Origin of the sequence: Marinospirillum minutulum DSM 6287, assembly GCF_000422325.1 — a bacterium.
Lineage (GTDB): Bacteria > Pseudomonadota > Gammaproteobacteria > Pseudomonadales > Halomonadaceae > Marinospirillum > Marinospirillum minutulum.
The window spans coordinates 151,021-163,302 of sequence record NZ_KE383818.1; the positions used below are offsets into that span (position 1 = coordinate 151,021).

9 protein-coding genes are annotated in these 12,282 nt (G+C 41.0%); all 9 read right to left on the reverse strand.

Annotated features, from left to right (window positions below; all coding sequences use genetic code 11):
* Positions 1–3 precede the first annotated feature (3 nt).
* Genes H571_RS0110265 through H571_RS0110305 form a run of 9 tightly spaced genes read right to left on the reverse strand, consistent with a single transcriptional unit; the run spans position 4 to position 12,281 of the window.
* Positions 4–405, reverse strand: a complete 402-nt coding sequence (locus tag H571_RS0110265) for a DUF4150 domain-containing protein (protein WP_027849230.1) — start codon at positions 403–405, stop codon at positions 4–6.
* Positions 406–415: 10 nt separating this feature from the next.
* Positions 416–1,048 carry a DUF3540 domain-containing protein gene (locus tag H571_RS0110270; RefSeq protein WP_027849231.1) on the reverse strand — a complete coding sequence of 211 codons (633 nt, stop codon included), beginning with the start codon at positions 1,046–1,048 and terminating at the stop codon, positions 416–418.
* Between the two features lie 18 nt (positions 1,049–1,066).
* Positions 1,067–2,245 (reverse strand): pentapeptide repeat-containing protein, encoded by a 1,179-nt coding sequence (locus H571_RS0110275; protein WP_084482790.1) that lies wholly within the window; start codon positions 2,243–2,245, stop codon positions 1,067–1,069.
* Positions 2,242–5,025 carry a DUF2169 domain-containing protein gene (locus H571_RS15565; protein WP_051168282.1) on the reverse strand — a complete coding sequence of 928 codons (2,784 nt, stop codon included), beginning with the start codon at positions 5,023–5,025 and terminating at the stop codon, positions 2,242–2,244. Before H571_RS15565 ends, H571_RS0110275 begins: the two co-directional genes overlap by 4 nt.
* Before the next feature lie 2 nt (positions 5,026–5,027).
* Positions 5,028–7,856: a type VI secretion system Vgr family protein gene (locus H571_RS0110285; protein ID WP_027849233.1), complete on the reverse strand. Its 2,829-nt coding sequence runs from the start codon at positions 7,854–7,856 to the stop codon at positions 5,028–5,030.
* Positions 7,857–7,874: 18 nt separating this feature from the next.
* Positions 7,875–9,218 carry a TAXI family TRAP transporter solute-binding subunit gene (locus H571_RS0110290; protein ID WP_027849234.1) on the reverse strand — a complete coding sequence of 448 codons (1,344 nt, stop codon included), beginning with the start codon at positions 9,216–9,218 and terminating at the stop codon, positions 7,875–7,877.
* A gap of 42 nt (positions 9,219–9,260) precedes the next feature.
* Positions 9,261–10,229, reverse strand: a complete 969-nt coding sequence (gene tssG / locus H571_RS0110295; RefSeq protein WP_027849235.1) for a type VI secretion system baseplate subunit TssG — start codon at positions 10,227–10,229, stop codon at positions 9,261–9,263.
* Positions 10,193–11,902: a type VI secretion system baseplate subunit TssF gene (tssF, locus tag H571_RS0110300; protein ID WP_027849236.1), complete on the reverse strand. Its 1,710-nt coding sequence runs from the start codon at positions 11,900–11,902 to the stop codon at positions 10,193–10,195. Before tssF ends, tssG begins: the two co-directional genes overlap by 37 nt.
* Positions 11,895–12,281, reverse strand: coding sequence for a GPW/gp25 family protein (locus tag H571_RS0110305; RefSeq protein ID WP_027849237.1), 387 nt, complete (start codon positions 12,279–12,281; stop codon positions 11,895–11,897). The genes tssF and H571_RS0110305 overlap by 8 nt, the downstream gene beginning before the upstream one ends.
* Position 12,282 lies beyond the last annotated feature (1 nt).

Genomic DNA, 12,282 nt, shown 5'->3' on the forward strand with positions numbered 1-12,282 from the left:
AAACTAGGTTAGTAGCATTAATTTCACTTGTGAAGGCGCTAGAGTGACGCCAGGTGCGCCTGGGGTAAAACCATTTTGGCCAGACATCCCCAGCATTTTATTCGCTGGCATACCACCAATAAAAGTTTTTAAACTCCCTAACAATTGGCGTTGCGGCCCCATAACCATGCCCGATAAAGGATTCATCATTACACCTGAGTTGTCGCCATTACTCATGGGCGTAAGCGTCATCATATTATGGTTAGGCATTGCCAAGGTTAATACTTTAAACTGTGACGGTACTGCTGTAGTTGGTATGGCTAAATTAGGATAAGGAATGGGTGTAGGCACAGGCCCTACAGGTGTAATGCAGACATCAGGAAAACCCAAGTTCATCCCGCCCATTTGTGTTGTTGCAAAAACCATAATGCTCTCCTTAACCCATGTGAATGCGTTCAGCATCTATTCGTAAATCTTTATTACTGGTAATGCTTGCCTGCTCACTGTTAAGCGACATGTTTCCTCTAGTACGCTGAATAAAGTGACCTGAATCTTTTTGTTCTACTTCATCAACACGGCTAATGGATTGACGCACCTGCTGCCAAAGCGTTTGACCTGAGTGCCAAAAATCTTTAATTAAATTATGTACCTGCTGCCAATGTTGGGTAAGTTGGTTACCGCTTACTTTTCCTGTATTGGTGGTTAATTCGGCGTGTTGGGTTAAAATTTGGGTGGTTTCCGCTTCTACTTGCCATAACTTAGCATTTTTCCATTCGCAGTCTTGGCCACCTAAATCGAAAGATAAGCCTTGCTTAGCATTAATCTGCATGGCCAGTGGTTGCTGGCGCTCAAGAATGGCTAATAAGTAAGCTGTTTTGCCAACACTTTGTAGCAGCACCTTGTCACCTAATACAGGTTGAACTAAGCAAGAGTAAGCTTGGCAAGCTCTTACCAAGCCCTGACTAGTTGTTACTAACCAATAGCCGTCTTTACCGCCTTGCACATAACCTTCTGTTGCTGAAGCTGCTGTTGGTGTTATTGAGTCTTTAGGTTGTGTAAGTAACGTCATGGTTTGTTTTCCTATTAATTATTGCTTAGCCATTTTTTCTGCTTTTTCTCTTACTGAATCTGTTTCTAGAGCAGCCGATCGATTTGCACCTTCCCATAGTGAACTAGGATCAATAATGCAATGCAGGTTAGTGCGGTCCAGCTTAGCGTTTCTAAAATCAGCCTTAGTTAAGAGTGCATGGCTAAAGTCGGCATAAGTAAGGTTGCTTTCAGTAAAAACTGCTTCAGTTGCATTGCATTCAGTAAACTGAGCTTGTTCTGCTGCCACTTTATAAAATACGGCTTGCTGTAAACTAGCTTTAATTAATAGCGCCATATTCATTTCACAGTGGTTAAACACTGCTTTATCTAGCTGGGCTTCTATTAGATTGGCTTGGTTCAGTTTAGCGCCAGAAAAATCACAGCCAATCGCTAAGGCTTTCATCATGCCCATTTGTGAAAGATCCATGTTTTTAAAATTGCAGTAGCTAAGGTCGCATTCTTGGAATTGTGGTTTAATAAGCCCTGACTGAGTAAAATCACGTTTGGCTAGATTTGCTTTTTGAAAAAAAGCCAACTCAATAGTGGTGTTATGGAGCTGCATACTTTCTAGCTGGCATTCAAGTAAATTAAGTCGAAAACCTGTCAGTTCAGTTAATTCAGCATTTTCAAGTGTGCAGTTAATAAAGCTACATTGATCAACAAAACTTTTTTGCCAACGGCTAGTATTTAGATTGCTATTAATGCAGCTAAAGTTTTTAAACTTTGCTTGAGTTAACTGACCATAAGCAAGGTTAGTATCAATCAAGCTTACTTGTTCTGCCTTCACACCCTGCCAGTTACTTTGACTTAGATCGGTTTCAACAAAGCTCGTTGCCTTGTGGGTGCTGTTGGTTATATTGAATTTTTCAAACTGACAATTAACAGCAGATGTATTTTGCCATTGGCTCGCTTCAGCTTGAATACCAGCTCCTTTACATTCAATAAAGTTGGTATAGATGAACTGAGCATTTTTAAAGCTAGTAGCATTAAAAATACACTTATTAAAGGTACACTCTTTTATTAGGGCGCTATCTAAGCAAGCATTGGAAAAATCAACGTCTTGGAAGGCCCCTCCACTTAAGTCTATACCTGTGAAATCACCAGTAATTACTTGTTCTTCAAGAACAAAAGTATCACCTTTTTTTATCCATTCTTGTAAAGTTGTTTTATTCATCATGGTCGCCAGTCCTGCAGCAGGGTACGATCTAAATTAGCAAAATCAAATTTTGTATTACCTAGCTCCATGTAGAGTAAATTAGCGGCATAGAGGTTAGCACCTCTGAAGTCTGCATTTTTAACCTGGGCGTGATAGAGAATACCTTCCATTAGGTTGGCATCTTCAAGCTTGGCTTGAGTGAAGTTGGTGTTAGCCATATTGGCACGGTGCAGGTTGGCTTTTTTTAAACTAGCACCTGTTAAGTTAGCAAACTCTAAGTCGGCTTGTTCTAAATGGGCGGCATCAAAGCAAGAGTTTACTAATGAAGCTTCTCGAAAAGAGGCCATATAAAGCTGTGCCTGACTAAAATTACTGTCATCTAGCTGGCAGCCTGCTATAAAGCGGGCATTGTTTAATTTGGCTTTAGTAAAACTAGATGCTGTTGCCTGCATGTTAATAAAGTTGCTACTTTCTGCGTTAAGCGAATCGAATTTACAATCACTAAAAATTGGGTTTACTAGACTCGATTGGCTGAGGTTAGCTTCCGTAAAGTTACACGCTTCAAAAGTAGGGTCGATCAGGTTAATTTGCATTAGGTTGGCTTGAAAAAAGTTACAACCTTTAATGCTGGCTTGCATCCACTGGGTTTTGACTAGGTCTGCTTGAGTAAAGTCATTGCCTACTAGTGTTGCTTTATTAAAACTTACCTCGGTTAGTAAAGCACTTTTAAAAATACAAGCTTCAAGGTTAGATGAGCCAATATTAGCGCCGGTTAAGTCGGCATCGGAAAAATCGGTTTTTTGTAAATCGGCATAAACCATAATTACACCCTTTAGGTTGGCACCTTTCAGGCTGCTTCCACTTAGGTTAATACCTTCCATATAGCACTCGCTAAAATCGACTCCATCAAGAAATTGATTTGATAAATCCAAGTCGGCTAGGTCGTCGGTGGGTAAAGGTTGTTTAAGTGCAATGGCACTCAAAACTTGTTGGCGTAACTTTAAGCGCTCTTTACTGCTAAGTAGTGGCGAGCCGCGTTCAGAATATTCTGCACCCATGCGGTAGGTGGCTTTAACTTTTGCTGGAAGCGTTGCAAGTTGTAATTTTGCTTCTTCAACTTTATTTATACTTGCTGCAAGTTTTTGTTGAGTTTCTTTAAGTTGTTCTTGTGATAACGCTGTGTTTTTTAACTCTAATGCTTCTTTTTCAAGCTGATCAACTAGGTTATCGAGGGTTACATCTATTTCTAACCTAGGCCAACTGGGTTTAGGCGGATTAGAAAGTAACGCAATTTTATTACGAATTTTTGGGTGGTGATCTTTTAATTCAGGAGTCGCCAACATAGCTTCTAGCTGTGGTAACAGCGCTTGTTGCGCTTTTACAGTTTCTTGAGCTTGGATACCTTCAACAAGTGGGCTAATTTCCTTCATAGCATCAAAGTCGATTTTTGCTAAATCTGGGCTACCATTAGGCTTTTTAGGTAGTATTTTGTTCTGTAAAGCTTCTAACTTTGCCTGCCATTCAGGTGGTGTTTCTGGTTCTGCTATAGATGGGAGGTCTGCACCTGTTTTTGGTAAGTTTAAACTTTCTGTTTCAATTTGCTGCCTAGCATTAGCTTTTATTTCTTCTGCTAGGTGTTGTGCTTTATCTATTTGAGGTAAATCGAGTGAAGGCGCTTCCCCGTTTTGCGCCATCATTAATGCCATACCACAGGTAATTTGTGTTGGAAGCAAAGGTTGAGTATCTAATAAATAGCGCCAAGCATTGTTTTGATCAGAACGTTTTTGTAATTGGTCTAGGTAATGGGTGTCTGGCTTAATTGCTTTAGGGTCTTCTAGTGCTAGCAGCAAGGCTTTAATATCACGGGCATCATCACGGTTAACCTTGATTTTTCCGCGGTAAAGCATAATGCCTAAATTCTGATTAGGTAATAAAATTAGGGTTTCAGCTTTTAACAGCACCTGCTGAGGTGTGGGTTTTAATTCATCAGTTTGCTGCTGTAATAACCAAGCCACAGCTTGCCAACTGAGTAAGTTTCCTTCAATTAGTGGTGCATCAGCATTTAGGTTTTGTAATTTGTAGGGGGCATTGCTTGGCAAGCTGGCTTCTTGAAAGCGCTGATCAGGCAAGGCATCTTGGCAAAAAAGCCAATCAAAATCATCGGGTAAACCGGGCATGGCTTTTTGCATATAAGTAGAGTTATAAGTGCCTGCGTATTGCTGCCTTTGAGGCGACATAAAATCCATTGCACCAGTAAAAGCTAAGGGTAGAATTTGCCCAGGCTTTTGGGCAGGTGTGTTTAATAGTTGCACTTGGGTAAGAGGGTAAAGGCTCTCACCGGCTTCAGTGGTTATGGCTTGAAAACCCTTACCTTTGGGGTTGTCTGCAAAGCCTTCACCGCCAAAAGCATAGTCATGGCTCAGTGGTATGCGGGTAAAGGTTTGGTCAACTTTTTGTTGCTTAAAGCCGGGCAAGCCACGCCAGTACCCTTTACCTTGTAGATACAGTTGTTTGTTAAGGTTGCCCACTGTTAAGCCAGCAGACAACGCTGTTCTAGGTTCACTTTTAGGTGTTTCTGCACAGCCATAGACTAAAACCTCTGCTTGAGGCTTCGGAAAGCCTGCATCTAAAATTTGAACTTCTGGTGTAGCAGCAACTTTTTCCCATAAGTTTTGCTCTAGCACTGGTTCGCCTGTTGTAAGGTCAAAACCCAGCAAGCTACCAATCGAACAAAAATGTTGGCGCTGATAGGTAAAAGAGCGGATTATAGCGCTTAATTGTAAGGGTTTAATTATCTGCATGATTAATTAATCAGGGTTAGAATAGCACTAGATATTTTTGTGGCGGCTGTGTTTCCAATATTAACAGTGCTGTTGTTTACTTTATTTAATAAATTATCAACAGAGCTTAGCTTATTCTTTATTTCTGTAATATTCTGTTCTAGCTTTGTTCCCGACATATTTGTTTCAACAACTGCATTTAATTCATTTTTGAATCCCAATGCAATTTCTGTTGTTGAGCTAAATGAAATATCCATTCTCACTCCAAAGAACATCTCATTTGCAAGGGCTAAAGCAATTCCATTTGTAGCACCTAGGTATATTTCATTTGCTACACCTACAGTTATGTCACTTGTTGCGCTCAAATTAATGGACTTTGTTGCTGCAAAAGATGCTTCAAATGTTCCACCCATAAAATAATCTTCTGCACGACCATGGTGAGTGCTTTTTGTTAGGCCGTAAGTTTCTTCATAACTATCGCCATGCTTATAACTCCAAGAAGTACCGTGATGATGCTCTTCAGCTTCACCTACATGCACTTCTAACATTTTTCCATTACGGTATTCGTAAGTATCACCATAGGTTTTTTCAATTAATATATCACCGGGTTCAGCATAGGTAATATTGTTTCCTGTAATACTGCTGAGGTAAGGGCCACCAGTATCTACTTTATCGTTATCAAGTTTTTGGTTGATGCCACCAGCAACACTTTCATCAATATGGACTTCTTCATAGCCATTGCCAAAGTCATAATCAGCGGTATCACCCCAAGTGTAGTTATTGCCCATTTGGTAGTTAAAGGTGTTACCCCAGAGTTTCTCAATATAATGGTTATCAGCTGACCAAGCTGTGTCTTTACCCTTAACTGAATCATCAAACGCCCATTCTTTCGCTCCCTTTAGTTTTTTAGGTACGTCCCACTTCATTTTTTTATAGCGTGTATCACTCGGTTCAACAAAGAAGGTTAGCGTTTCATCGCCACCACCGAAGTTAAATTCGCTACCATCCCCACTAAAGTTATAAACATCACCGTCTTCCCAATTGTATTGATGCCCAGCTTTACGAGAAATAAGGTAGTTACCTGACAGTTCTTCTTTTTTGGTTAAACTACTGTCACCGTAGTCCCCACTATCAAGTTTTGGAAAGGCAAAGAGGGCTTGTTCATCGAAGGTATCACCATCTTCACCACCATGCTTTTTAACAGTAAATGCGTCTGAATTTTTATCGTCTACGCTGTGAGAACGAGCAAATACTAAGGTTTGTTTACCACCTAGCATTTCATAACGATATAGTCCATCACTGGTTAAGGTGAAACCATCACCTGAATGATTAGGTGCACCTAAGTGAAGGTAGGTATTATTGGTAGGTGAAAAAAGCTTTAAACGACTAGAACCTTCTTCATCTTCTAGTTCTATACGGTTACCGCTGGCGCTGCGTAATAGGCTACTAGTTTTATTGGCATCCTTAACCACACTAGGGTAGGCGGCATTGGGTAGTGCACCAGAAATAATCGGACGGTCTGGGTCACCACCAATAAAGCTAAGTAGTACTTCTGTACCTGCTAGCAGTGGAAAGTGCATACCGCCACCTTTGCCTGCTGAAGGTTGCATCATGGGTATCCAGCAAGAAGCCTTGCCTTCACCAGCGGACCGTTCACGGTCAAAAGGTAAGATAACTTTATAACGGCCTTCTGTATCTAGGTTTGCATAACCATCATCGGAGTTGGTGTCAATAATGGCATTTAACACACCAAAAAAACGTGGTTTTTCTGTAGTAACGCTGGGTCGAAATTGTAAATTGGTGCGTAAGGCTTGTATTCTATTTTTATAGGGAGCTTGGCTAGTACTTGCATCATTAAAACGCTGGAAAGCTGAGTTAAATCCTTGGTGCTCAAGAATAAAAGGATAAAATTCACCATTGTCATTTATTCTAAAATGACCTTCTACAGAAAAAATTAAGCCGGTTTCTAAAGTGATATCGCGGCTTTCACCATGAAAAACTTCACTTTTCATTTTTAATTCTTCTGCTCTAACTTCAGCAATTTTTTCTGCTTCATCTGAATTAATTAGGTTGTCGCAGTAACGATAAATAGAACCAAAGCCTTGCTCATCTATGGTTGCCTGCCCTTCTATTTGCGATGAAGGGGTATTGCTGTTGTAGTCTTTAAGTGCAATGGTTTTAGGTAAAGGCTCCCCATGGCTTATCCATTGCGTTAAGAAGCTGGTTTCAGCCGTAGGTACACGCCCAGTTTCTGGCAGGTAATAAAGGGTAGCAACTGAATCGGTAAGGTGTTGAGAACTGGCATCATAAAATACAACTTTTTCTTTGTCTTCCAGCTGGTGAAAGCGGTAATAAATGCCCTCGCGCTCAGTAATACGGTGTAAAAAATTTAGATGGCTTTCCCCAAACTGGCAGCGAAAATCCCAACTACGGTATTCTCCAAGCTTGCTTAAATCATAATCCTCACTGGTAAACTCACCTTCTTCTAGTACCTTTTCAAGCGTCTCAACTAAGGTTTCATCAAGGTAAATTTCATTGGTTTGAATCATTTCAAGCCTAGCTAAGCGCGGTACCATCTGTAATTGGTAAAGGTAGCCGTTTTCTATTGGATGCAGAATACGGCAGTAGGCCACTCTGCCATGAATTTTTCTACTTTTACCCAGAACCTCAAGTGTGAAGTTAACTTTTTTACCTAAAAGCTGACGAACATTTAAATCAGAATTTTCACTGTAGAGTTCAAAATTGAAGTTAAAAGGTTTGCTTAAAGCTTCGTAACCTTTAAAACTAACGACTTGAAACTCAAAACCGTCATTTTCTGGTAATTCTAAGGTGTAGTGGGTATCGCTACTCATGGAGTCAACCTCTTACTCTTAGTTAAGTGCTGCAGCTTTGGCTTGCTGTTTAGACATTTCTTGTACTTGTAACCCTGCTAGTCGCCATTCTATTTGGCGCATTACATCACTGCATTGCTGCAGGGTTGTCAGTAATAGAACAGAATCATTTAAGTGGTTACCCTGAGCAAGTGAAACAGCTTGGTTCTTTAAAGTGAGTGCTTCATTTAGCTGCTGATGAAGTAACCGAATGTCTTTGGCAGATTTTTGTGATCTTTCTAGCTCAACGGCTTCACGGAAGATTTTTTCTAACCCTGTTTCTAGGTGGTTACGTTTGCGTAAGTCACGTAGGCGTTGCATGTATTTGATTTGTAACCAGCCTGCGATAATTGCAATGAGTAGACCAAAAACTAACCAACGGTTTTGAGAGAACCAAGAAAGGCTTCGAGAAAGCTCATCGAAACCAGCATAGGGGTTGTAATAGCGTGCGCTGGCTGGGTGCATGGGCATATAACGCAACAAGCGATCTTCCAAAGGATTTAAGTCAACCATAACTGGGGCTTTACGTCGGAGTTCTTCAGAAAACAGAACCGTATGTAACTTGTCGATTAAATCATCTGGCAAGCCTGGGCGGGCTGCTAATACAGCTAGAGTGCCTATAGTTTTAACACCCTCCGTGGGTAAAGGCCCTGCTGCGCTGGTATAGGTGCCTGGTTGAATAAGCGTGGTGCTAATTTGGCTATGGTTTAGTGAGTAGCCTTCAGCGAGTTCAATAGGTAGGAGTTTAAATTCACCACTCATTAATACATCGCGCAAATCGGGGTTAAGCATACCTGTTGTAACTATGGCGCCTTCTAATTCAGGGGTATCAAGTAGCCTAGAAAAGTAAAACTCATTCATTCCAATGGTGTTTTCATTGATGCCTAAATGATTAAGTAACATCATGGATTGCGCACGATAACCTGAACCTTTTGAGCCAAGCGCAATGTTGTGCCCTTGAAGATCCATTATGCCTTTAATTTTGCTGTCTTTACGTACAATTAAATGCATATAGTCTTGCCATAAAGGTGCAACTAGTTCTAAGTTTCGAAGGGTTGCGGACCCAATCATGATAATGGCTAAATCTGCTTCTTCTTTTAATAACCTGCCACGGTTATCGACAGAGCCTTTGGTTTCTATTAGTTCCACATCGTATTTTCCCTGCTGTTCAATCATTTCTTTGAGCAGAGCACCATATTGATGGTAATAACCACCAGATGAGGCTGTAGCAATACGAATAACTCGGGTTTGCCCAGCGTGCTGTATACCCCAATAAATAATTAAGATGGCGGCTGTAGCCACTAGTATCCAACTTAACCACCAGCGAGTTTGAAAGCTCAGCATCTTTGTATCTCCAATTTTTCAGCCAGTTTCTCAGACTTAGGTTTAAATTAATGGCATCAACGCCTGCAGACTGGCTGGCGTATCAGTAGTTTGTTTGTTTAATAACCAAGCATTACGACCTAGGTGACCCCATTGCAGTCCACCTAGGTTGACTGCATCTAACTGTTTAGGTGCATCTAAGGAAAACTCTAGCTCGCACTCATAAGGTGAGCGAAGATAAACGCTAATCAGGGTTCTAAGGGTTCGCCAAGTTTTTCTGTTCCTTATTAGTTCACTAAAACTTTCATGTGATAAAGGGCCAATTTTTATTCGTAGTTTACTGTTGCGATCAATGATCTGATTACCTAAAAGTGAGCTCTTACCTAGGCTATTATTTGCTTTACCTAAGCTTGTTAGCGAGTCACGACCAACTTGAACCTGCCTTATTACACATTCTTCTACTGCTACAGGAAAATCTTCTAACCAGCTGCTAACTAGTTGAGTTAAACCTTGAGCGGTAGGGTAGGGATGAGTCAGCAAATGATAGTGACGAAACAACCAAGCTTTACGAGGCAAAATAGCTAAGCGTTCACTGGGTAACCCCAAAAGACGTGTTGCCAGTTCTAGCCACTGGTTGTTTTTTTCTTCCAGTTGCTGAATAGCAGGATGACTTTTACCTTCTATTTCAATTTTTAGTTCATATAATCTTTGATTCAGTAAATCTAACAATTGGCGTGGCAGGGTGTTTTCTTGCTGCGCTTGTTCAAGTAATAGCTCAGTAAAATAGCTAGGCAAAGGCGAACTGCTGCCGTAAAGCCCAGGTAGATTAACGTCTATACACCAGTCATCCCCAACTTGTGTGGCTTGAAAAACTTCACCTTGCAAAATACTACGATGCAAAGCAGGCCGAAGTTGTATTTGGCTAGTAGGGTATTCAGCTTTTATTTGGCGAATAAGCTGAAAAAGGCTGTACTGGGAAGCGTTAAAGCTGTTTTTTAGCCTAATATCTGAGTGTTCAGCTTGGGTGACCATGTAAAGTCTTCTCCAGAATTAGCATCAATTACGTACAAGGCAGAAAAATGATTGATTGGTGTCATTTGTGCTAAAAATCTATCTAGCCGACTGCAAAAACCCAAGGCATCACCTTTACTATTAAAGGCTTGAAAATTAATACTCAAGCTCATTTCAAGGCCACGAAATAGCGACTGTTCGAGTAATTTTTCTGTAGCACGAACCGTTACTTTTTGAATGGCATCTAGCTTTTTTTGATTAATGGCTAAACGTGAGTCATCGGGGCTAATCCGTTCAGCCATTTCTTGAAGGCGTTGCAGCAAACCATTACGACTAAACAAACTGGTATTGCCTCGGCTTAATTCTGCAACCTGCTGGCGCTCACTTGCAGGGTCTAATTTAGGTGCTTTCCAAGCAGTGCTAGTAGTTAAATTAGTAAAGCTAACAGTTTCTGGTGTGGCATTTAAATGGGTAGACAAATCACCTGGTAATAGTTGTGCAGCAGCTTGTCCGTTGCTACACCAAGCAGAGACACGAATCACTTCATCTTTATTGCTAAGCTCGTCTTGGCTTTGTGTCAATAAAAGGCGATAAGTTGGTAAGCCAGTTAACAGGTCTTGTTCTGAATGCAGTTGGTAGGCATGTTTATCAGTTGCCTCTTCTACCTCCCAGTAGGGTAGGTAGGTATGGCTTTGGTCTTCACTGGCGTACTGTCCTTCAATTTTTTGTATGGAGTGGACTAACAGTGTTTCTTGCTTTTTAGAGCGAGGTAAGAGGGGTTGTAATAGCTGTCTAGCATCTTTTAAAAAGGATGGTAACTGCCTTAAAAACTGGTTGTTTGCAGCAACACAATGCAGTTGAAAATACTCTTTTTTTACTTTTGGTAGGCTAAGCTGAGATTCATCTAACCAAAAATTAAGGGTTAGCTCTTGCGCTTTATTGCGCTCATCTAGGCCATCAAAGTGAATAGCAAGTGCCATCGCTGCTTCGGGTAGGTGTAAGTAGTTTAAGATAGCTGCCTCACCTGGTAGGTGTTCTTCTTGTAAGGGCAGGTCTAACGGTTGGGCTTTGCTAACCACTCCTTCTATTATTTGACCATCAAATAAAACTTCTAGTTGGCTAGTGGCGTGAAGTAATAACCAGTGTAAATCTGCCCCTACATTTAGAGGTGCAACTAAATGAAGGTTTAAAGGGTGATCTGCTAAAATTGCTCCCAGACCACCAGCCAAGCAATTTAGTTTTAAACTTAAGCAGCGGCTGTTTTGTTTATTTGCTTGCTGGTTGCTAACAGTGCATTCAGTAATTTCTAAAGGGCTTACACGGCAAGCATGACGACTAGTGAATTCAACTAACTTACCCTGATTGGGTTGATTACCTAGAGGCGTACCTTTAGGTAATACTTCTGGTGCTTTCAAACTAGGTCGAGGTGTGAAACCGACAAGCGTTGTAGAAACGAGTGCCTGTAAACGTGTAGGGTCTAAAATCTCTAATAGATTACGGGTGAAACGTGGTGCTTCACGGTCAAGTTGATCTCTAAGCCCAGCGGTTAGAAAGGCTACACCTTCCAGCAAGCGCTCTACATCAGGGTCGCTACCGGGTATTAAGTGGCGGGCAAGCTCTGGTTCTTTATCTGCATAGTTAGTTGCTAATTGCCTTAATCGATGCAATTCATCACGGTAATGTTGATCAAACATGGCTCAAAACCTCTCGATTAGAAGGCGTGACCGGCTGAACTTTTAACAGCAGATTTTTATCTAGTTGAAATAAAAGCTGTGTCGGTTTTCCGTTAGTTAACTCAGCAAGAAGCAAAAGGTTTTTATCTTCCTGAATAAACCTAGGGTGTTTAAGCCTAGGTTCAAAGTTTTTGATTTGTTCCAAAATGGCTAGAGCCAACATCTCCATTAATTCAGGGTCATTTTGCGTACCTAGGCTTGGCAATCTATCTAAGCCTAAATCCTTGTTTTGTGGTGTGGTGCCACAGCGTGTATTCAACAAGCGCTCTAAATAAAGTGCGATATCTTCTTGCTGAGTTAAATAGTTAGCTGGTTTACCTAAACGGTCCAATATAGGCATG

What these genes read in the sequence shown, in the direction of transcription:
- H571_RS0110265 (WP_027849230.1), bottom strand. Translation starts at nt 405, where the DNA reads ATGGTTTTTGCAACAACACAAATGGGCGGGATGAACTTGGGTTTTCCT.
- H571_RS0110285 (WP_027849233.1), bottom strand. Translation starts at nt 7,856, where the DNA reads ATGAGTAGCGATACCCACTACACCTTAGAATTACCAGAAAATGACGGT.
- tssF (WP_027849236.1), bottom strand. Translation starts at nt 11,902, where the DNA reads ATGTTTGATCAACATTACCGTGATGAATTGCATCGATTAAGGCAATTA.
- H571_RS0110275 (WP_084482790.1), bottom strand. Translation starts at nt 2,245, where the DNA reads ATGATGAATAAAACAACTTTACAAGAATGGATAAAAAAAGGTGATACT.
- H571_RS15565 (WP_051168282.1), bottom strand. Translation starts at nt 5,025, where the DNA reads ATGCAGATAATTAAACCCTTACAATTAAGCGCTATAATCCGCTCTTTT.
- H571_RS0110305 (WP_027849237.1), bottom strand. Translation starts at nt 12,281, where the DNA reads ATGCCTATATTGGACCGTTTAGGTAAACCAGCTAACTATTTAACTCAG.
- H571_RS0110270 (WP_027849231.1), bottom strand. Translation starts at nt 1,048, where the DNA reads ATGACGTTACTTACACAACCTAAAGACTCAATAACACCAACAGCAGCT.
- tssG (WP_027849235.1), bottom strand. Translation starts at nt 10,229, where the DNA reads ATGGTCACCCAAGCTGAACACTCAGATATTAGGCTAAAAAACAGCTTT.
- H571_RS0110290 (WP_027849234.1), bottom strand. Translation starts at nt 9,218, where the DNA reads ATGCTGAGCTTTCAAACTCGCTGGTGGTTAAGTTGGATACTAGTGGCT.